This window comes from Rahnella sp. 1L-D-7-B-C2 (assembly GCF_057290995.1).
Genome location: NZ_JBXAVQ010000006.1, coordinates 293,612 through 312,040, shown reverse-complemented (window position 1 = coordinate 312,040; position 18,429 = coordinate 293,612). Strand labels below are relative to the sequence as shown.

The window sequence follows — 18,429 nt, the reverse complement described above, 5'->3', positions numbered from 1 at the left end:
TTAATCTTTCCCGACCCGGTTACTTCGTGATGTTGTTCACGTTGTTCCCTGTCGATGGAGCGGCATTATAGGGAGTTCTGAGCAGGCCGCAAGGGTTTATTGCAAATTATTTACCGACCGTTCATAAATACATCAAACGCTTTATTTGCGTTCAAAAAGCGCATAAAAAACGGGCTCCAAACTGCTTTGGAGCCCGTTTTGTACTTTACGCCTTACCGTTATTGTCTTGCGACAATGTGATCATCTTCCACATCAACCGTAATTGGCTTACCTGGAATCAGCTTACCCGACAAAATTTGCTGGGCCAGCGGGTTCTCAATTTGCTGCTGGATGGCACGTTTCAACGGACGCGCACCATAAACAGGATCGAATCCTGTATTGCCAAGCAGCTCCAGCGCCGCATCGGTCAGCGTTGCTGTATAGCCGTGCTCTTCCAAACGTTTGTATAAACGCTGTAACTGGATCTGCGCGATATGCTTGATATGCGCATGAGCCAGCGGATGGAATACCACAACCTCATCTATACGGTTGATGAATTCCGGTCGGAAGCTGTGTGTCACTACTTCCATTACTGACTCTTTCATCTGCGCATAGGTCGCTTCACCAAAGTGTTGCTGAATAATGTCAGAGCCCAGGTTAGAGGTCATGATCACCACTGTATTACGGAAGTCGACTGTTCTGCCCTGTCCGTCGGTTAATCGTCCGTCATCCAATACCTGCAATAAGATGTTGAAGACATCCGGATGCGCCTTTTCCACTTCATCTAATAAGATGACGGAATAAGGACGGCGACGCACAGCTTCAGTCAGATACCCGCCTTCTTCATAACCCACATAACCCGGAGGCGCACCGACCAGACGAGAAACTGAATGTTTCTCCATAAACTCTGACATATCGATACGCACCATCGCGTCATCGCTGTTGAACAGGAATGTCGCCAGCGCTTTGCACAACTCGGTTTTACCCACACCGGTCGGGCCGAGGAAAAGGAACGAGCCAATCGGGCGATTCGGATCCGACAACCCTGCACGGCTGCGGCGGATCGCATTTGATACCGCTTCCACCGCTTCGTTCTGACCGATAACCCGGCTATGCAGTTCCTCTTCCATACGCAGCAGTTTCTCTCGCTCGCTTTCCAGCATGCGGGCCACTGGTATGCCCGTCCAGCGCGCCAGCACATCGGCAATTTCCACATCTGTTACGCGGTTACGCAGCAGTTTCATGGTTTTGCCTTCAGCCTGCGTCGCTGCGGCCAGTTGTTTTTCCAGCTCAGGAATTTTCCCATACTGCAATTCTGACATACGCCCCAGGTCGCCAACGCGACGCGCCTGCTCAAGCGTGATTTTCGCCTGCTCCAGTTCCGCTTTAATATTCTGCGTACCGGTCAGTGACGCTTTCTCGGCTTTCCACTCTTCTTCCAGTTCAGAGTATTCACGCTCTTTCTGGTTGAGCTCTGTTTCCAGCATCTCGAGACGTTTCACGCTGGCATCATCAGACTCTTTCTTCAGCGCCTGTTGTTCCAGCTTGAGCTGAATGATACGGCGCTCGAGGCGATCGAGAGATTCCGGTTTCGAGTCCATCTGCATACGGATACTGGACGCCGCTTCATCGATAAGGTCGATTGCTTTATCCGGTAACTGACGATCGGAAATATAACGGTGCGATAAGGTCGCGGCCGCTACGATTGCCGGGTCAGTAATCTGTACATGATGATGCAGTTCGTAACGCTCTTTCAGCCCACGCAAAATGGCGATGGTGTCTTCAACAGAAGGCTCGGCGACAAACACTTTCTGAAAACGACGCTCTAACGCGGCGTCCTTTTCTATATACTGACGATATTCGTTTAAGGTCGTCGCACCAACGCAGTGAAGTTCACCACGCGCCAACGCTGGCTTCAGCATGTTCCCGGCATCCATCGCACCGTCGGCTTTACCTGCGCCCACCATCGTGTGCAATTCGTCGATGAACAGGATGACGTTACCTTCCTGTTTCGCCAGATCGTTTAACAGGCCTTTCAAGCGTTCTTCGAATTCGCCACGATATTTCGCCCCGGCCACCAGCGCGCCCATGTCTAATGACAATACGCGTTTGTTTTTTAGCCCTTCAGGCACTTCACCATTGATTATGCGCTGCGCCAAACCCTCTGCGATTGCCGTTTTACCGACACCCGGTTCACCAATCAGTACCGGGTTATTTTTGGTACGGCGTTGCAGCACCTGAATTGTCCGTCGAATTTCTTCATCACGACCGATGACCGGATCCAGTTTGCCCTGCTCGGCACGTTCGGTCAGATCGATAGTGAATTTTTTCAATGCCTGACGTTGGTCTTCGGCATTCTGGTCATCCACTTTCTCACCTCCACGCATTTGATCGATAGCCGCAGTAATCTTCTCGGCCGTTGCGCCGCTGGCTTTTAACACATCTGTTAATGAGCCGCGGTCTTTCATCACTGCCAGAACAAAGAGTTCTGACGAAATAAAAGTATCGGCACGTTGCTGTGCCAGTTTGTCACAAAGATTTAAAACACGAACCAGCTCATGGGATGGTTGAACATCTCCGCCGGTTCCTTCAACTTGCGGCAAACGCCCCAAAGCCTGATCAACATCCGTGCGCAGTTTCTGGGTATCAACCCCGGCTGCTGTTAATAAAGGGCGCACGGTTCCGCCTTCCTGAGTGAGTAAAGCGCTCATCAGGTGGACAGGTTCGATAAATTGATTGTCGCGCCCAAGCGCGAGAGACTGAGCATCCGCGAGGGCAAGCTGGAATTTACTGGTAAGACGATCCAGACGCATAACACCTCCAATACTGAACAAAATTGCTACTGGAGATTAGATGAGGTCAACCCTCACGTTTTCAAGGTTATCTTGTCAGTATATTAGGAGAGCAACAGTGATGCGCGATGGATCGTCTTGATTAGACAGGTTATCTCAGCCAAATTAAACTTGCCAGCCGTCCGGTGATTCCGTCGCGTCGGTAAGAGTAAAATTTGCTATTGTCAGATACGGTGCAATATTCACCGCCGTAGATGGCGCTTACACCCGCAGATTGCAAGCGCAAACGGGCAAGCTGAAAGATATCGGCCATGAATTTCGTTCCGGCCGGAACAAAAGCGCAAGAGGATTCAGGATCCACGGCAATAAAGGCTTCACGAACCTCGGCGCCCACTTCAAAATGCGACGGACCAATTGCCGGACCGAGCCATGCAATGACATCACCCGGATTTGCCCTGAAGCACGCCAGGGTATTTTCCAGTACACCCGCACACAATCCACGCCAGCCCGCATGCGCCGCCGCCACTTCATCCCCTGCACGGCTACAAAACAGCACGGGCAGGCAGTCTGCCGTCATCGCCGCACAAACTACCCCAGGCTCACAGGTATAGGCAGCATCAGCAATCAGGGTGGGTTTAACGGGAGTAAGTGAAGTGAGTCGGGCAACATCGGTGCCGTGAACCTGTTCGAGCCAATGCGGCGCTGCGGGTAAACCACCCAGCGCAATCAGTCGCTGGCGGTTGGCTGCTACGTGTTGCGGATTATCCCCGACATGGTTGCCAACATTGAGGAAACCGAAAGGAGGCAAACTGATGCCTCCTTTACGGGTTGTTGCGCATGACCGAACCGAAGCCGGTTGTGGCCACTGAGGCCTGATAAGCGCGCTCATTACCAGTTCATCTGGTCCTTGAACTCTTCGGTATCTGCTTTCAGCGCAGTTATCAGGTCAACCATATCCTGAGGAAGCGGGGCATGCCATTCCATCTGAATACCGGTGACTGGATGATAAAGACGAAGCATGGTCGCGTGTAACGCCTGACGATCGAATCCGCGCAGCGTATTGATGAACGCTTCGGAAGCCCCTTTCGGCAAACGCGGACGGCCGCCATAAAGCTGGTCGCCTAACAACGGATGGTTAACGTGAGCCATGTGCACACGAATCTGGTGGGTACGACCCGATTCGAGACGCAGACGCAGACGCGTATGGGCACGGAAATGCTCCATGATGCGGTAATGCGTGGTCGCTGGTTTACCCATCGGATGAACGGCCATGTGCGTACGTTTGGTGGAATGACGCGCAATCGGCTCATTCACCGTGCCGCCTGCCGTCATTGTACCAATGGCCACAGCTTCGTATTCGCGGGTAATTTCGCGAGCCTGAAGAGCCATTACCAGATGCGTTTGCGCAGGAACCGATTTAGCGACAACCATCAGACCGGTGGTATCTTTATCGAGACGGTGAACGATGCCGCAGCGCGGAACGTCCATGATTTCAGGGTAATAATGCAGTAACGCATTCAGTACCGTACCGTCAGGATTTCCTGCGCCTGGGTGAACAACCAGATCGCGGGGTTTATTGATGACTAAAATATCGCTATCTTCATAGACGATATCTAAAGGGATATCTTGTGGCAGCCAGCGCGCTTCTTCTTCAATTTGCGCATCGATTGCGATAGCCTCGCCACCCAACACTTTTTCTTTAGGTTTGGTCACTTTTTTGCCGTTGACCGTGACCCGGTCGTCCAGGATCCAATCTTTTATGCGAGATCTGGAATAATCAGGGAACAATTCGGCCAAAGCCTGATCTAACCGTTGACCGAGTTGAGATTCGGCCACCGTTGCGGTGAGTTGTACTTGTTGTGCCATATGCAGCTTCTTGGTTAACGTTGGGTTTTCACGGCGATGCCGTTTAAAATAATGTGCTATTGTAGCTGGTCTTTGTCGGGAGCTTAACGGACAGTCTCCCAGAATAACACCTGAGGATAATCAAAACGTCATGACGCGTGTGAAATATCTGGTGGCAGCAGCCACGTTGAGCCTGGCGCTGGTCGGTTGCTCCAGTTCCAAAGAAACGGTTCCCGATAACCCGCCTAACGTCCTTTATGCCACTGCCCAGCAAAAGCTGCAGGACGGTAACTTTAAAGGCGCGATTGCGCAATTAGAAGCGTTGGATAACCGCTATCCATTTGGGCCTTACTCGCAGCAAGTTCAGTTAGATCTGATTTATGCCTATTACAAGTCTGCTGACTTGCCAATGGCTCAGGCCTCAATTGATCGCTTTATGCGTCTCAATCCTACCCATCCAAATATCGACTACGTCATGTATATGCGTGGTTTAACGGATATGGCGTTGGATGACAGTGCATTGCAAGGATTCTTCGGTGTTGATCGTTCTGACCGCGATCCGCAGCATGCACGTGCGGCCTTCCGTGATTTCAGCCAGCTGATCCACGCATATCCAAACAGCCAGTACGCGACTGATGCGACTAAGCGTTTGGTATTCTTGAAAGAGCGTCTGGCGAAATACGAGCTGTCAGTGGTGCAATACTACACTAAACGTGGTGCTTACGTCGCTGTCGTTAACCGTGTAGAGCAAATGCTGAAAGATTATCCGGATGCGCATGCAACGCACGAAGCGCTGCCGTTGATGGAAAGTGCCTATCGCGAACTTCAGCTGAACAACCAGGCTGATAAAGTTGCGAAAATTATTGCCGCCAATAGCGCTGCATAATTTCAAATGTCCGAACACAAAAACGGTAGCTCAGGCTGCCGTTTTTTTTGTTCTTTTTTTGGCATTGATGAGATGAGTTAAGCAAGAGAAACAGAAGGGATTAAAAAACGAGCAAAAAGTGATTGATACCAAAGAGGAAGTACGGCACCGATCTTATCAATCATGCTTCATCCCGCTGTAAGTCTCAAGGCATTTACCGCCATAAATTATTCTGAGTCACAGAATCGTCTGAGTTGACAAAAAGTGACAAAAAACCGCGATACAGGGGACGCAATTCATAAAAAAGGCTGGTATGTTGGATTCATCGGAGACGGAAAGAAGAGAGGTAAATTATATGACAGTCAACATTACCAGCAAGCAAATGGACATCACTGCCGCTATTCGTGACCACATCGAAGGCCGTCTGAAAAAACTGGAAAAATGGCAAACTCAGTTAATTAACCCGCACATTGTTCTGTCGAAAGAACCACAGGGATTTGTCGCCGATGCGACGATCAGCACGCCAAACGGCCAGCTGATTGCCAGTGCCACCCATGATGATATGTATGCCGCTATTAACGAGATGACCGCGAAACTTGAACGTCAGCTCAATAAAGCGCAACACAAAGGTGAAGCTCGCCGTGCAGAGTCCGGCGTTAAAGAACTGAACCTGGAACCGGTGGAGGAAGAAGAGGAATAACCAGGTTGTCGAAATGACCGTTAATAACGCGCTCCAGTGAGCGCGTTTTTTGTGCCCAAAGGAAATCTTATTGACACAGGGAAAAGCCTGCGGTTACTTTAAGGCTCCGCTCACGTTTAAGGACATTACGACTACATGAATACCCGTCTGTTTTTCTTCGCATTCTTTTTTACCTTCCCCTGATTGGGAGGCGTTTCGTCGCGAAAGAATGAATGCGAAGACGAACAACAAAGCCTCCTGAAAAGGGGGCTTTTTTTATGCCTGCGTTTCACACGAATTTACTGAAAGAAAGAACATCAAAAGGGTACTAACATGACCGAGAACTCATTGCTGGCACTGCGCGAACGCATCAGTGCGCTGGATCTGAAACTGCTGGCGTTACTGGCAGAACGTCGCACACTGGCAACAGAAGTCGCGCAATCCAAAATGCACACTCACCGGCCCATCCGCGATAAAGAACGTGAAAAAGAACTGATTAACTCGCTGATAGTGGAAGGGAAAAAGCAGGGACTGGACGGACATTACATCACCCGCGTTTATCAGCTGATCATCGAAGACTCCGTCTTAACCCAGCAGGCACTGCTTCAGCAACATCTCAACAAAACCAATTCTGACTCTGCCCGCATTGCTTTTCTCGGTCCTAAAGGTTCTTACTCCCACCTTGCAGCCCGCCAGTTTGCCGCCCGCCATTTCGAACAATTCATCGAATGCGGTTGCCAGAAATTTCAGGACATTTTCTCTCAGGTGGAAACCGGACAAGCCGACTACGCTGTTCTGCCGATTGAAAATACCAGTTCAGGTTCGATCAATGACGTGTACGATTTGCTGCAACACACCAGCCTTTCTATCGTCGGCGAGCTGACGAATCCGATCAATCACTGCGTACTGGTGGGAACTGATACTGACCTCTCGCAGATCCAGACAGTGTACAGCCATCCGCAACCATTCCAGCAATGCAGTCAGTTCATTAATCGTTTCCCGCACTGGAAAATTGAATACTGCGAAAGCACTGCCGCCGCGATGGAAAAAGTGGCAGCCGCCAACTCCCCGCACGTTGCCGCCCTTGGCAGCGAGGCTGGCGGTGCGCTTTATCACTTGCAGGTGCTGGAACATAATCTGGCTAATCAGCAGGAAAATATCACCCGCTTCATCGTGCTGGCGCGTAAAGCGATTGAAGTCACCGATCAGGTACCGGCTAAAACCACATTGATCATGGCGACCGGGCAACAGGCCGGTGCGCTGGTGAATGCGCTGCTGGTGTTGCGCGAACAGGGCATCATCATGACTAAGCTGGAATCCCGTCCGATCAACGGCAATCCATGGGAAGAAATGTTTTATATCGATGTGCAGGCCAATCTGCGTTCGGAAGAGATGAAAAAAGCGCTGAAGGATCTGGCGCCGATCACCCGCTCTCTGAAAGTTTTGGGCTGTTATCCAAGCGAAAACGTCGTTTCCGTCGATTTGTAGTTTTCCAAATAAAAAGGGCGCTGCACGATGCAACGCCCTTCTCGTAGAACCCTTCAGCACAACTCACTTACGATTGTCGTTCGCCTGTCTGAGTAACGCACCACTTTCCTTCAGGAATCGAGGCGCATAATCGCCAAACCAGCTCTCAACCTTTCTGAATTTATCGATAAATGCCTGTTTGTCACCCTTCTCCAACAGTGCCAGCGCATCACCAAAACGCTGATAATAGCGTTTGATCAGCGCCAGATTACTTTCTGAAGACATAATTATGTCTGCATAAAGCTGCGGATCCTGAGCGAATAACCTCCCGACCATCGCCAGTTCAAGACGATAAATCGGCGATGACAGCGCCAGCAACTGCTCGATCTGCACATTCTCTTCGCACAGATGCAGACCGTAAGCAAAGGTCGCAAAGTGACGCAGTGCCTGAATGAATGCCATATTTTGATCGTGCTCGACGGCGCTAATTTTGTGTAAGCGCGCGCCCCAGACTTGTAACTGTTCGAGCAACCACTGGTACGCCTGCGGTTCACGACCGTCGCAATACACCACGACCTGCTTTGCCAGGCTGCTGACATCCGGGCCAAACATCGGATGCAGGCCAAGAACCGGCCCTTCATGCACCGCAAGCATCGCCTGAAGCGGACGATTTTTCACTGACGCCAGATCAACCAGAATACAGTCATCCGGTAATTTCGGCAGGCGCGCAATGACTTCCTCGGTCAGGTGGATCGGCACGCTGACAATCACCATACCGGCGTTGGCCAGTAAGGTTTCAGCCTGCGGCCAGTCTTCCTGTTCGAGGACGTTGACCTGATAGCCAGACAGTTCCAGCAAACGGGTAAACAAACGTCCCATCTGACCGCGACCACCGATAATCACCACCGGACGCAGCGCAGGATGAAGCGTTTTAAAGCCTTTGTCGTTTTCGCTTGAGTAGGACTCACGCATCACGCGGCGCAATACGTCTTCGATCAAATCCGGCGGAACACCAAGGTTCTGCGCTTCCTGACGACGTGAAGCCAGCATCGCGGCTTCACGTTCAGGCACATAAATCGGCAAACCATAACGGCTTTTGACTTCCCCGACTTCTGCCACCAGCGCCAGACGCCGTGATAAGAGATCTAACAACGCTTTATCTACGTCGTCGATCTGATCGCGCAACGCGTTAAGTTCTGCCACCATAAAAACTTACTCTCCTGCGATTCGTGCCGCCAGCGCGTCGCCCAGCTCCTGATGCATAGTACGCAGCAGGGTTTCTGTGGTTTCCCAGTTAATGCAGGCGTCGGTTACCGACACACCGTATTTCATTTCTGAACGCGGTTGCTCAGAGGACTGGCTGCCTTCGTTCAGATGACTTTCCAGCATCAGGCCGGTGATTGAGCGGTTCCCGGCCTTAATCTGATCAATCACTGACTGAGCCACAATGGTCTGGCGACGGTAGTCTTTGTTTGAGTTGCCGTGACTGCAATCTATCATCAAGGAAGGATGGAGTCCCGCATCGCTCATCTGTTTTTCGCACAGCTGAACGTCTTGTGCGCTGTAGTTTGGCGTTTTGCCGCCGCGAAGAATCACATGACCATCCGGGTTACCCTGAGTCTGCAACAGACACACCTGGCCAGCCTGATTGATCCCCACGAAACGGTGCGCCATTTCCGCAGCACGCATGGCGTTGATCGCCGTGCCCAGACTGCCATCGGTGCCGTTTTTGAAACCAACCGGCATGGATAATCCAGACGCCATTTCGCGGTGAGTCTGCGACTCGGTGGTACGCGCACCAATGGCTGACCAGCTGAACAGATCGCCTAAGTATTGCGGACTGTTCGGATCCAGCGCTTCCGTAGCCAGCGGCAGACCCATGCCGACCAGTTGCAGCAACAGGTTACGCGCAATGTGCAAACCGGCTTCCACATCAAATGTGCCGTCCATGTGTGGATCGTTAATCAGCCCTTTCCAGCCCACGGTGGTACGCGGTTTTTCGAAGTAAACGCGCATCACGATGTACAGACGATCGCTCAGCTCAGCAGCCAGCGTTTTCAGATGACGCGCATATTCCAGCGCAGCATCCAGATCGTGGATTGAACAAGGACCGCACACCACCAGCAGACGCGGATCACGGCCATGCACGATATCGGCGATGGTTTTACGTGCTTCGGCAATGCTGGTTTCATCACTCACGCTCAGCGGAAAACGGTTTTTCAATTCTTCCGGCGTGATAAGAATTTGTTCGGCACTGATATGTACATTATTGAGGGCGTCTTTTTGCATGATGGTGATTCGCTATTCAGGAAAATGGGCAGCCACGTGGGCATCTGCGGACAACATTACCACAGCCCGTAAAGTTATCAAGCCTTAGTTGTAAACTTAACATTACCAAATTACGGTAACTCAAGGCTAAGTGGAAATTTAAGTTTACATTAAGTTCTATGAAGATGAACACGGTGTACCGCCAGAGTTACAGAGAAGATTTCTTCGAGGGAGAGATAAAAATAAGAGTAGAGAGAGAAAGAAATGAAAAGAGAATTAAAAGCGAATAGGAGACATCCCTCAGCGACGTAACGATGCTGAGGGAAAAAAATTACAGGTTGCGATCCAATGTCATAAAGACCTGGCCGAGCGCAGAAACGTCATCGACACTGCATTCGAAATAGCTGTCCTGACGCGTCACTTTCAGACGATTACCGGGAATGCGCGCCACATCATAAACGTCGACATCACCGTCAATGTCCAGCAACCAGCGGCCATTACCCGGATGGGTGCTGCCCAAATCGATAATCCACGAATGATTACCTTTCACCACGTAGGCCGGTTCAGCCAGCGATCCGTCCAGCAGAGAAGGATCCACCGCCCAGACGCCTTCTTCTTCCAGCGCTCCGCCGCGTAATCTCAACTTTTTAAGCTGATGAACGCCTTCAACTGCCGGAGCAACGGCAGAGACCGTATCCTGCATTGTCCCTTTGCCGGTTGCCAGCCAGCGCAGTGAAACACCGGTATCCAGCGCACAGGCCACGACCACATCACCGGGGAAATAATTCCTTCTCACCCAGGTACTTATCGTTCCAGAAGATAAACCATACAGATCACCCAGCTCTTTCTGCATGCTAAAGCCGTACGCCTGAAGCATACGCGACAGAACGGCTTTCCCACCTTCGAGTTCATCTAATTGCATCTGGCGAAAACCCCTGAGCTTGTAAATACCAACTTGACAACTCGCAAATGCAAGTTTAGATTGTTTATGTAATGTACCGAACCCCGTCATGATACCAAATTTACGGCGCAGGGGGAGGATCAGTAAGAAATCTCACGAATAACCTGAAGTCAGGAAATGAGGAGAGGCAATGTTTTTAGGATCAGAGCAGCAGCGTCAGGCGGGTTTACGCCATATCGCACATTTAAAAGAAATCTACTTCTCTGAAAAGAGAAATAAGGTTGAGGACATTTATGATTATGCTCCGGATAAATGGAAAACCACATTATGTTTTCACGCCGGTTTGAAACGCCATCATATTTATCTGACTTATTCTGAACTGACGTCTGATGAACAGTTAAAAATTATTCAGGCGTTATTATCGCTACGCCATTTTTCATCATCACTACGAGGAGAATTTACCAATGGCAGACTGGATTGATGAATCACAAGAACACCAGTTGAGGATGCTGCAAGAGCAGATAGCTCACGCGATCACCGCTCCGCGCAGCGCTTCAGCACACTTTTGTGAAGACTGCGAAATGGCGATCCCTGAGCCCAGACGAAAAATTATACCCGGCGTTCAGCGTTGTATTGAATGTCAGGAAATAAATGAAATAAAACGCAGAAACTATCGATCCATTTAATTCATCCACTTATTTTATTCGCGACACCTCCTGAATTCATTAATTTTGGGAATGGAATTCTATTAGCTAAATTGTGGGATCACACTTATGCCAGATAATATCCGAGGAAGGATCGCCCCTTCCCCACCGCCAGCTTTTCAACGGGCTGCGGGCAAACCTTTTACAGGCGCCTGGTGGTGGAATGCTCCGCGAATTGCAATGGAAAACCCCCTCGAAAAACCACTGACCCGCGATTTCTGCCAGCGCCAGCAGACTGCGCTTTCCTTAATCCACCGGCTTCCGCGTTGCCTTCGCACGCCGCTCCAGCAGCGTTATCAGTTTTTACTGGAAACCAAAGGCGTGCGTGCCGCCTTTCATTTCCTGATGACGGTGTTCATGCAACGCCTGTGGCCGCGCATTCAGCGGGTAAATTCGCGCCATCACTATTGCCGGCAGACTTCGCAAAAGCTACTTGGCGAGGAGGAAACGTTTAACCACCTGCCCGATCTGGATGACCAAAAGCTCAAACGTCTGGCGAACCAGCTGGCGACGAATTTTCAGGAAGCGTATGAACATCACTGCAATGAATGGCTGAAAAACTCGCCAGCAAACCCGGACATCCTGCTCAGTGATCACATCCAGAGCGAGATCTACAACCATCTGGCGGCGATGGCCCGTGCCTGTCACGTAACCCCGCTTTACTGGCGCGCATTTCAAAAAGGACGGATGACCGCACACGCCGCCGTTGCCAGTATTTCCCGGCTGGTCAGGGAGGAGTGGTGGGAAAAGCAACTACGTGCGCAGCAGCGTCTTTGGCGGGAGGCACTGATGATCGCCTGCGGTTACGTAAGCCGGGCAACGTCACCCTATGCCAGTAAAAGCGCCATCCGTGACGTGGTCTCCCGCCGTTTATCCGCACTAAATTATCTCAAGCAATGCGATATAGAGAACGTCGGTTCCGGTGAAAGGCTGAGCCTGCTGAGCACCGTTTTGGCCAGCGTGTCGAATCCTAAACTTCGCCGTATGGAGTTAATGACGCTCATTGCCGGGGTTGAGGATGTGGCTGACCTGCAACAGGATCGCGGGCTGTTCATCACCCTGACCACGCCGTCAAAATATCATCCGCTGAAAACGACCGGCGCGCATTCAGCCCCGCTGTTTAATCAGAAATGGAATACTCACGCGTTTACCCCAAAAGATGCCCAACGCTATCTGGTCGCCGTCTGGGCGAAAATCCGCACCACGTTAAAAGATCGTCACCTCAAAGTATACGGTGTACGGGTGGTTGAGCCGCATCACGACGGCACGCCGCACTGGCACATGATGCTGTTTACGCCGCCGGAGCAACAACAGAAAGTCATCGACATTATGCGCAAATACGCGCTGGAAGAAGATGCGGATGAACCCGGCGCCGCGGAGTCACGCTTCAATTACAAGCCACTCAACCGCGGAGGTGCAGCCGGATACATCGCCAAATATGTGGCTAAAAATATCGATGGTTATGCGCTGGAAGGAGAAACCGATTTTGATTCCGGTCGTCCGCTGACTGATGTCGCCACCGCGGTCACGGCCTGGGCATCCACATGGCGGATCCCACAGTTTCACGCCATCGGTATTCCCTCCGTCGGCGCTTACCGCGAATGCCGTCGAATCCGCAATGTTTGCCTCGCTGGTCAGTTTGGTGCACGGGTCGAAGCCGTACGCTTCGCTGCTGATAACGGCGATTACGCCGGATATATTCAGGCGCAGGGTGGGATTCATATCGGGCGCAAAGAGCAAACGGTTCGGGTCGCACGGGAGTTGAGTAAAGAGCTCAACGCCTACGATGAACCCCGGCAAAAAGTCGTCGGAATATATGCTCCGCATCTCGGTGCATCGCGGATATTTCTAACGCATACCGAAAGCTGGCGCATCGTCCGTCACCGGCTCCCGCCTCAGGAAAAATCGCTGAAAATCCCTGCCTTTTACCCACCTTGGAGTTCTGGCAATAACTGTGGATCTGCAATCCGTCATCAGGACATGGAAATCATTCAAAAACCGGACCAATAAAAATTACCCCAATAATTCAATGCATTATAAATTTTAAAACGCCCGGAGTGTTGACGTATTAGATCAATTAAAGAATACTGTATATAAACACAGTATCTGGCGAGGGGAGAAAATGGAAAACCTGACTAAACAAGAGCTAACGTTGTCCAGGATACAGCTGATCGCGGACATTTCGCAGACGGCGCAATGTAATCCACAAGAATTTCTTGTCGTAATGTCTCTGATTTCAGAGCTGGCCAGCCAGGCGCTGACCGGGGAACATCACGATGAGCTCTATTACAATGGCAGCACTGACGACGCCCACTGATCGCCAGATATGACCGGCGGTGTTAGTCAACATACCCGGCGCTTACCTTTCCCAGCTCAGGCCGGACTAAGCGCCCCGCCATTTTCCCTGTTTTCCCCTTTCCTGTTGTGCCAATAGTTTCACAACCCTCCCTGATTGCCGCTTTTCTCCCTCTTGCGCAGACTGAAATCACCTCCTGACGATTTCATTCATTTGCGGAGAACCCCCAATGAAATTTTATGCACAACAAGGCGACACCCTCGATTCCCTGTGCTGGCGCTATTACGGCCGAACCGCAGTCGTGGTCGAAAAAGTCTTTGCGGCCAATAAAGGCGTTGCTGATTTAGGTCCGCTGCTTCCCCATGGGACTGCGATCGAAATGCCCGATATTGCCGAACAATCAGTTCAGGAAATCCTCAAATTATGGGACTGAATACAGAACGCATCAGCTCCGCCTGCGCATACTTCATCGCCACTTCGCTCACCTGGCTGGCGGGTATGACATCGCAGGACATTGCCTTTCTGATCGGCTCGGCCGTCGGCATCGGCACTTTTTTAATTAACTGGTACTACCGGCGTAAAAGCTACCAGCTGCTGGCGCGCAAAGGCCTGAGCAAAGACATCTATGAAGACCTCAACTCTTAAGCGGTGCAGCGCCGCCGTAGTGTTAGGGCTGATGACCGCGCTGCCGGGATATTTGTCATTGCAGGTTTCAGAGGACGGACTTCGCCTTATTACCGATTTCGAAGGCTGTCAGTTGCAACCCTATCAGTGCAGTGCGGGCGTGTGGACCAGCGGTATCGGCCATACGGCGGGTGTCAAACCAGCGGGCGCAATAACCGAGCAGCAGGCGGCGAAAAATCTGCTGGAGGATATCCAGAAAACTGAACGGGGTATCAAAAAATGTATGCCCGTGGCCATGCCGCAGCCGGTCTATGACGCGGTGGTTTCTTTCAGCTTCAACGTCGGCACGACCGCCGCCTGCAAATCCACGCTGGCGTACTTCATCAATAAACAGCAATGGCGGGAAGCCTGCGGGCAGTTACCGCGCTGGGTTTTCGTCAATGGCGAACGCAGCAACGGGCTTGAGCGCAGGCGCAATGCCGAACTGAATCTGTGTCTGAAGGGGGTGTAGATGCGCTGGATTCTGGCACTTCTCGCGGTATTGACGCTGCTGACCGGCATCCTGCTGCTTTCCAACCGCTCGCTGCAACACGATTTAACCCTCTCCGGCCAGCAGCGGGATGCCCTGAAAGGGCAGCTGCAACAGCGTGAAACGCTGATCGCTTCACTTAATCAGCAGATGCGCCAGCGGGAACGGGCGGAACTGGCGTTACGCGAAAATCTGAGCACGGCTCAACGGGCGATGCAAACCCGCGAACATCAACGGCAAGGAGAACTTCATGACGATCCGCAATCCCGTCAGTGGGCTGACACTGTTCTGCCTGCTGACGTCAGCCGGTTGCACCAGCGCCCCGCCTTCAACACCGCCGGCGATTATTTACGTTGGCTGTCCGGCAGTCAGTCCGTGCCCGGTACCGCCCGCGCAACCAGCGACTAACGGGGATCTGAGCGCCGATATTCTCCAACTCGAATCTGCGCTGCTCAACTGCGGCCTGCAGGTGGAAGCCATCAAAACGTGTCAGGAGGCACAGCATGCAAAAACCAAATCAACTGCAACAACGGCTGATTGAGCAGATCCCTCTGTTTCAATTCGCCCCTGAAAAACTGGCACTCATCACGGGTCAGGGGTACGTGGTAGCCACCGCGGCGGCTTCTTTGTCCTTTGAATATCGCTACCCGCTGACCCTGACCATCACGGACGACGACGCACCGCTCAGCGAAACACTGGTCGATCAGGTGGTGGTGACGATCCTCGACTGGCTGCGGGTCAATCTGCCCGAGATCCTCGGTAACGCCAGCCACCGGCTAAGCGATTTTACCTTCACTCAGCAGGGCCACAGCCTGACCCTGATGCTGCAACTGACCGAACGGGTACAGGTCGCCGATCAGGATGACGTGCGCACGATTACACATTTACCCGAGCCGCCGCTGCCGGAGAACGTCGCACTGCCGCGTCAGGTTTACCTCAATGGGGAACTGATCAGCAGCTGGACTGTGTAACCCGCTGACATTCGTTGTGCCATCCGTTAACGGGCGGTCATCGATTGTCGCTCAACCCTCTGAAACGGCATCCTTTATCCCATGAATACAAATCTGCAACTCAACGAAATCATGCGGCTGATTGGCAATCTGGTACGCATCGGAACGGTATCTGAACTGGATCTGCCGAACGCCCGCTGTCGCGTTGCTACCGGCAGTAACATCACGGCATGGCTGCCGTGGATGACGCACCGTGCAGGCCGCACGCGCAGCTGGTGGGCACCTTCGCCCGGCGAACAGGTTCTGCTGCTGTCGCTCGGCGGTGAGCTGAATACCGCGTTCGTCTTACCGGCGGTGTTTTCCGATGCCATGCCTGCGCCGTCAGTGTCGGCAGACGCTATTCATCTGGCCTTCCCGGACGGCGCAGTATTTGAATACGAGCCGTCTGGTAGTGCGCTGAAAGTCACTGGCATCAAAACCGCCGTGATCAACGCCACAGAAAAAGTGGACGTCACCGCACCGGAAATCCGTTGCACCGCCAGCACGCGCATCACCCTCGATACCCCGGAAGTGGTCTGCACCAGCAAACTGACGACCGGCACGCTGGAAGTGAAACAGGGCGGCACGCTGACCGGAAATCTTACCCACAGTGGCGGCAGTCTGACATCTAACGGCATTGTTGTGCACACCCATCGCCACAGCGGCGTGCAGACCGGCAACGGCCAAACCGGAGTTCCGCAATGAGTAATCCGAAATACACAGGCATGGCCAGAGAAAGCGGCAAGGCGATTGAAGACCTGGACCATATCAGGCAGTCGGTCAGCGATATTTTGAACACGCCGGTGGGTTCCCGTGTGATGCGCCGCAACTACGGTTCGTTGCTTTCGGAACTTCTCGACCAGCCACAAAACGGTGCGCTGCATCTGCAGATGATGGCAATTTGCTACACCGCGTTGCTGCAGTGGGAACCGCGTATTTCACTGAACGCTATCACTTTCGACACCGATTACACCGGCAAGATGGTGGTAGAACTGACCGGAAGCCGTAGCGATACGGCGACGGATTTTTCTCTCAATATTCCTGTGAGCTGACACTATGGCAACGATCGATTTGAGCCAGTTACCGGCCCCTGATGTGGTCGAAGAACTGGACTATGAAAGCCTGTTTGAGGAACGTAAAAGTACGCTAATTTCGCTCTATCCCGCCGACCAGCAGGAGGCTATCAGCCGTACGCTGACGCTGGAATCCGAACCGCTGGTCAAACTGCTGCAGGAGAATGCGTACCGCGAGCTGATCCTGCGTCAGCGGGTCAACGAAGCTGCCCGCGCAGTCATGGTGGCCTATGCGACCGGGAACGATCTGGACCAGCTGGCCGCGAACTTCAACGTCGGGCGTCTGGTACTCCGGGCTGCTGACAACACCACCATTCCCCCGACAGCCGCCGTGATGGAAGCCGATACCGATTTGCGTATGCGCATTCCACAGGCCTTCGAAGGACTGAGCGTCGCGGGTCCGACCGGTGCCTATGAGTATCATGCACGTTCGGCAGACGGACGGGTGGCGGATGTATCAGTCATCAGCCCTTCCCCTGCGAATGTACTGGTGACGTTGCTTTCTCATGATAACGGCGGTATTGCCAGCGCTGACCTGATATCAAAAGTACAGATAGCCCTGAACGATGAAGACGTCCGCCCGGTGGCTGACCGCGTGGCGGTGCAGTCCGCCAGCATTGTTGAATACGAAATTTCAGCGTCGCTGTTCCTCTATCCGGGCCCGGAGTCCGAACCAATCCAACAGGCCGCGCAGGCGCAGCTTGAGAAGTACATCTCCGATCAGCATCGTCTGGGTCGCGATATCCGTCTCTCCGCCATATATGCCGCATTACACGTTGAAGGCGTTCAGCGCGTCGAACTGGCGAAACCGCTGGCGGACCTGGTGCTTGATAAAACACAGGCCTCCCTCTGCACGCGTTATGCCATAGCGGTCGGAGGTTCAGATGAGTAACCGGCTGCTGCCTTCTGGCTCGTCGGCGCTGGAAGTCGCCGCCGCCGAAGCCTGCGCATTACTGGAGCGCGTCCCAATTCCGCTTCGCACTTTGTGGAACCCGAAAACCTGCCCGGCCATTTTCCTGCCCTATCTGGCCTGGGCGTTTTCCGTCGATAGCTGGGACAGCGAATGGCCGGTAGTCACCAAAAGAAGTGTGATTGAAACCGCCTGGTTCATCCATCAACACAAAGGAACCATCAGTGCGATTCGCCGCGTCGTTGAGCCGCTCGGTTACGTCATTAACGTCAATGAATGGTGGGAAACCGGCGATACGCCCGGCACGTTCCGGCTAGACATCGGCGTGCTTGAAACCGGGATTGACGAAGCGATGTACAACGAAATGGAGCGTTTAATCACTGACGCTAAACCGGCCAGCAGGCTTCTGACGGCACTGACAATTACTCAGGATATTGCCGGAAAAATCTTTCTCGGTGCCGCGGCTTATGACGCTGACACTCTCACTGTTTACCCAGGCTGATAAGGA

The 18,429-nt window shown here is 52.5% G+C and carries 24 protein-coding genes and 1 other annotated feature; of the genes, 18 read left to right on the top strand and 6 right to left on the bottom strand.

What is annotated here, in order from left to right; translation table 11 throughout:
* Positions 1 to 218 precede the first annotated feature (218 nt).
* The 3 genes from clpB to rluD all read right to left on the bottom strand — a co-directional run bounded on the left by clpB (position 219) and on the right by rluD (position 4,637).
* Positions 219 to 2,792 carry an ATP-dependent chaperone ClpB gene (clpB, locus tag AC0Z7K_RS13250; protein ID WP_112169430.1) on the bottom strand — a complete coding sequence of 858 codons (2,574 nt, stop codon included), beginning with the start codon at positions 2,790 to 2,792 and terminating at the stop codon, positions 219 to 221.
* A gap of 130 nt (positions 2,793 to 2,922) precedes the next feature.
* The gene (yfiH, locus tag AC0Z7K_RS13245; protein ID WP_485614768.1) at positions 2,923 to 3,660 is read right to left on the bottom strand and encodes a purine nucleoside phosphorylase YfiH; all 738 of its coding nucleotides are present in this window, start codon (positions 3,658 to 3,660) and stop codon (positions 2,923 to 2,925) included.
* Entirely contained in the window at positions 3,660 to 4,637 is a 978-nt protein-coding gene (gene rluD / locus AC0Z7K_RS13240) for a 23S rRNA pseudouridine(1911/1915/1917) synthase RluD (RefSeq protein WP_413530453.1), read from the bottom strand. The genes yfiH and rluD overlap by 1 nt, the downstream gene beginning before the upstream one ends.
* Positions 4,638 to 4,767: 130 nt before the next feature.
* Here rluD and bamD point away from each other — a divergent pair, with 130 nt between their 5' ends.
* The 4 genes from bamD to pheA all read left to right on the top strand — a co-directional run bounded on the left by bamD (position 4,768) and on the right by pheA (position 7,648).
* A complete protein-coding gene (gene bamD / locus AC0Z7K_RS13235) occupies positions 4,768 to 5,502 on the top strand; it encodes an outer membrane protein assembly factor BamD (protein ID WP_112169424.1) in 735 nt (244 codons plus the stop codon).
* Positions 5,503 to 5,836: 334 nt separating this feature from the next.
* On the top strand, positions 5,837 to 6,181 hold the full coding sequence (gene raiA, locus AC0Z7K_RS13230; protein ID WP_112169423.1) for a ribosome-associated translation inhibitor RaiA: 345 nt from the start codon (positions 5,837 to 5,839) through the stop codon (positions 6,179 to 6,181).
* Between the two features lie 134 nt (positions 6,182 to 6,315).
* Positions 6,316 to 6,440 (top strand) — a sequence feature (Phe leader region).
* A complete protein-coding gene (locus AC0Z7K_RS13225; protein ID WP_369794779.1) occupies positions 6,317 to 6,364 on the top strand; it encodes a hypothetical protein in 48 nt (15 codons plus the stop codon). Its footprint overlaps the feature before it by 48 nt.
* A 53-nt stretch (positions 6,441 to 6,493) precedes the next feature.
* Positions 6,494 to 7,648, top strand: a complete 1,155-nt coding sequence (gene pheA, locus AC0Z7K_RS13220; protein WP_112169421.1) for a bifunctional chorismate mutase/prephenate dehydratase — start codon at positions 6,494 to 6,496, stop codon at positions 7,646 to 7,648.
* A 63-nt stretch (positions 7,649 to 7,711) separates the two neighbouring features.
* Here the strand turns inward: pheA and tyrA are convergent, their stop codons facing one another.
* The 3 genes from tyrA to AC0Z7K_RS13205 form a co-directional block, all read right to left on the bottom strand.
* Positions 7,712 to 8,833: a bifunctional chorismate mutase/prephenate dehydrogenase gene (gene tyrA, locus AC0Z7K_RS13215; RefSeq protein ID WP_413530451.1), complete on the bottom strand. Its 1,122-nt coding sequence runs from the start codon at positions 8,831 to 8,833 to the stop codon at positions 7,712 to 7,714.
* Positions 8,834 to 8,839: 6 nt separating this feature from the next.
* Positions 8,840 to 9,916: a 3-deoxy-7-phosphoheptulonate synthase gene (locus AC0Z7K_RS13210; RefSeq protein ID WP_112169417.1), complete on the bottom strand. Its 1,077-nt coding sequence runs from the start codon at positions 9,914 to 9,916 to the stop codon at positions 8,840 to 8,842.
* 310 nt (positions 9,917 to 10,226) lie between these two features.
* Positions 10,227 to 10,817: a phage repressor protein CI gene (locus AC0Z7K_RS13205; RefSeq protein WP_485614764.1), complete on the bottom strand. Its 591-nt coding sequence runs from the start codon at positions 10,815 to 10,817 to the stop codon at positions 10,227 to 10,229.
* Between the two features lie 169 nt (positions 10,818 to 10,986).
* Here AC0Z7K_RS13205 and AC0Z7K_RS13200 point away from each other — a divergent pair, with 169 nt between their 5' ends.
* The 14 genes from AC0Z7K_RS13200 to AC0Z7K_RS13135 all read left to right on the top strand — a co-directional run bounded on the left by AC0Z7K_RS13200 (position 10,987) and on the right by AC0Z7K_RS13135 (position 18,423).
* Positions 10,987 to 11,277: a hypothetical protein gene (locus AC0Z7K_RS13200; protein ID WP_485614763.1), complete on the top strand. Its 291-nt coding sequence runs from the start codon at positions 10,987 to 10,989 to the stop codon at positions 11,275 to 11,277.
* A complete protein-coding gene (locus tag AC0Z7K_RS13195) occupies positions 11,261 to 11,482 on the top strand; it encodes a TraR/DksA C4-type zinc finger protein (protein WP_485614761.1) in 222 nt (73 codons plus the stop codon). Before AC0Z7K_RS13200 ends, AC0Z7K_RS13195 begins: the two co-directional genes overlap by 17 nt.
* A 198-nt stretch (positions 11,483 to 11,680) precedes the next feature.
* Entirely contained in the window at positions 11,681 to 13,510 is a 1,830-nt protein-coding gene (locus AC0Z7K_RS13190; protein WP_485614760.1) for a replication endonuclease, read from the top strand.
* Positions 13,511 to 13,622: 112 nt separating this feature from the next.
* Entirely contained in the window at positions 13,623 to 13,817 is a 195-nt protein-coding gene (locus tag AC0Z7K_RS13185; RefSeq protein ID WP_485614758.1) for a hypothetical protein, read from the top strand.
* 208 nt (positions 13,818 to 14,025) lie between these two features.
* Positions 14,026 to 14,229, top strand: a complete 204-nt coding sequence (locus tag AC0Z7K_RS13180) for a tail protein X (protein ID WP_485614757.1) — start codon at positions 14,026 to 14,028, stop codon at positions 14,227 to 14,229.
* A complete protein-coding gene (locus tag AC0Z7K_RS13175) occupies positions 14,220 to 14,441 on the top strand; it encodes an HP1 family phage holin (protein ID WP_485614755.1) in 222 nt (73 codons plus the stop codon). Before AC0Z7K_RS13180 ends, AC0Z7K_RS13175 begins: the two co-directional genes overlap by 10 nt.
* Positions 14,422 to 14,931, top strand: coding sequence for a lysozyme (locus AC0Z7K_RS13170; RefSeq protein ID WP_485614753.1), 510 nt, complete (start codon positions 14,422 to 14,424; stop codon positions 14,929 to 14,931). The genes AC0Z7K_RS13175 and AC0Z7K_RS13170 overlap by 20 nt, the downstream gene beginning before the upstream one ends.
* The gene (lysB, locus tag AC0Z7K_RS13165) at positions 14,932 to 15,357 is read left to right on the top strand and encodes an Rz-like lysis system protein LysB (RefSeq protein ID WP_485614751.1); all 426 of its coding nucleotides are present in this window, start codon (positions 14,932 to 14,934) and stop codon (positions 15,355 to 15,357) included.
* A complete protein-coding gene (lysC, locus tag AC0Z7K_RS13160) occupies positions 15,242 to 15,490 on the top strand; it encodes an Rz1-like lysis system protein LysC (protein ID WP_485614790.1) in 249 nt (82 codons plus the stop codon). The genes lysB and lysC overlap by 116 nt, the downstream gene beginning before the upstream one ends.
* Positions 15,453 to 15,920 carry a phage tail protein gene (locus AC0Z7K_RS13155; protein ID WP_485614750.1) on the top strand — a complete coding sequence of 156 codons (468 nt, stop codon included), beginning with the start codon at positions 15,453 to 15,455 and terminating at the stop codon, positions 15,918 to 15,920. Before lysC ends, AC0Z7K_RS13155 begins: the two co-directional genes overlap by 38 nt.
* 81 nt (positions 15,921 to 16,001) lie before the next feature.
* Entirely contained in the window at positions 16,002 to 16,643 is a 642-nt protein-coding gene (locus AC0Z7K_RS13150; protein WP_485614748.1) for a phage baseplate assembly protein V, read from the top strand.
* Positions 16,640 to 16,990, top strand: a complete 351-nt coding sequence (locus AC0Z7K_RS13145; RefSeq protein ID WP_485614746.1) for a GPW/gp25 family protein — start codon at positions 16,640 to 16,642, stop codon at positions 16,988 to 16,990. The genes AC0Z7K_RS13150 and AC0Z7K_RS13145 overlap by 4 nt, the downstream gene beginning before the upstream one ends.
* A gap of 4 nt (positions 16,991 to 16,994) precedes the next feature.
* Complete coding sequence (locus AC0Z7K_RS13140; protein ID WP_413530438.1) at positions 16,995 to 17,903, top strand: baseplate assembly protein; 909 nt, start codon at positions 16,995 to 16,997, stop codon at positions 17,901 to 17,903.
* The gene (locus tag AC0Z7K_RS13135; RefSeq protein ID WP_485614744.1) at positions 17,896 to 18,423 is read left to right on the top strand and encodes a phage tail protein I; all 528 of its coding nucleotides are present in this window, start codon (positions 17,896 to 17,898) and stop codon (positions 18,421 to 18,423) included. The genes AC0Z7K_RS13140 and AC0Z7K_RS13135 overlap by 8 nt, the downstream gene beginning before the upstream one ends.
* The last annotated feature ends 6 nt before the right edge of the window (positions 18,424 to 18,429 follow it).

Coding starts and splice junctions, on each gene's coding strand:
- AC0Z7K_RS13195 (WP_485614761.1), top strand. CDS start 11,261: ATGGCAGACTGGATTGATGAATCACAAGAACACCAGTTGAGGATGCTG.
- raiA (WP_112169423.1), top strand. CDS start 5,837: ATGACAGTCAACATTACCAGCAAGCAAATGGACATCACTGCCGCTATT.
- AC0Z7K_RS13145 (WP_485614746.1), top strand. CDS start 16,640: ATGAGTAATCCGAAATACACAGGCATGGCCAGAGAAAGCGGCAAGGCG.
- AC0Z7K_RS13140 (WP_413530438.1), top strand. CDS start 16,995: ATGGCAACGATCGATTTGAGCCAGTTACCGGCCCCTGATGTGGTCGAA.
- tyrA (WP_413530451.1), bottom strand. CDS start 8,833: ATGGTGGCAGAACTTAACGCGTTGCGCGATCAGATCGACGACGTAGAT.
- AC0Z7K_RS13170 (WP_485614753.1), top strand. CDS start 14,422: ATGAAGACCTCAACTCTTAAGCGGTGCAGCGCCGCCGTAGTGTTAGGG.
- AC0Z7K_RS13135 (WP_485614744.1), top strand. CDS start 17,896: ATGAGTAACCGGCTGCTGCCTTCTGGCTCGTCGGCGCTGGAAGTCGCC.
- bamD (WP_112169424.1), top strand. CDS start 4,768: ATGACGCGTGTGAAATATCTGGTGGCAGCAGCCACGTTGAGCCTGGCG.
- AC0Z7K_RS13180 (WP_485614757.1), top strand. CDS start 14,026: ATGAAATTTTATGCACAACAAGGCGACACCCTCGATTCCCTGTGCTGG.
- lysB (WP_485614751.1), top strand. CDS start 14,932: ATGCGCTGGATTCTGGCACTTCTCGCGGTATTGACGCTGCTGACCGGC.
- AC0Z7K_RS13190 (WP_485614760.1), top strand. CDS start 11,681: ATGGAAAACCCCCTCGAAAAACCACTGACCCGCGATTTCTGCCAGCGC.
- AC0Z7K_RS13185 (WP_485614758.1), top strand. CDS start 13,623: ATGGAAAACCTGACTAAACAAGAGCTAACGTTGTCCAGGATACAGCTG.
- AC0Z7K_RS13200 (WP_485614763.1), top strand. CDS start 10,987: ATGTTTTTAGGATCAGAGCAGCAGCGTCAGGCGGGTTTACGCCATATC.
- clpB (WP_112169430.1), bottom strand. CDS start 2,792: ATGCGTCTGGATCGTCTTACCAGTAAATTCCAGCTTGCCCTCGCGGAT.
- pheA (WP_112169421.1), top strand. CDS start 6,494: ATGACCGAGAACTCATTGCTGGCACTGCGCGAACGCATCAGTGCGCTG.
- AC0Z7K_RS13155 (WP_485614750.1), top strand. CDS start 15,453: ATGCAAAAACCAAATCAACTGCAACAACGGCTGATTGAGCAGATCCCT.
- rluD (WP_413530453.1), bottom strand. CDS start 4,637: ATGGCACAACAAGTACAACTCACCGCAACGGTGGCCGAATCTCAACTC.
- AC0Z7K_RS13175 (WP_485614755.1), top strand. CDS start 14,220: ATGGGACTGAATACAGAACGCATCAGCTCCGCCTGCGCATACTTCATC.
- AC0Z7K_RS13205 (WP_485614764.1), bottom strand. CDS start 10,817: ATGCAATTAGATGAACTCGAAGGTGGGAAAGCCGTTCTGTCGCGTATG.
- AC0Z7K_RS13210 (WP_112169417.1), bottom strand. CDS start 9,916: ATGCAAAAAGACGCCCTCAATAATGTACATATCAGTGCCGAACAAATT.
- yfiH (WP_485614768.1), bottom strand. CDS start 3,660: ATGAGCGCGCTTATCAGGCCTCAGTGGCCACAACCGGCTTCGGTTCGG.
- AC0Z7K_RS13150 (WP_485614748.1), top strand. CDS start 16,002: ATGAATACAAATCTGCAACTCAACGAAATCATGCGGCTGATTGGCAAT.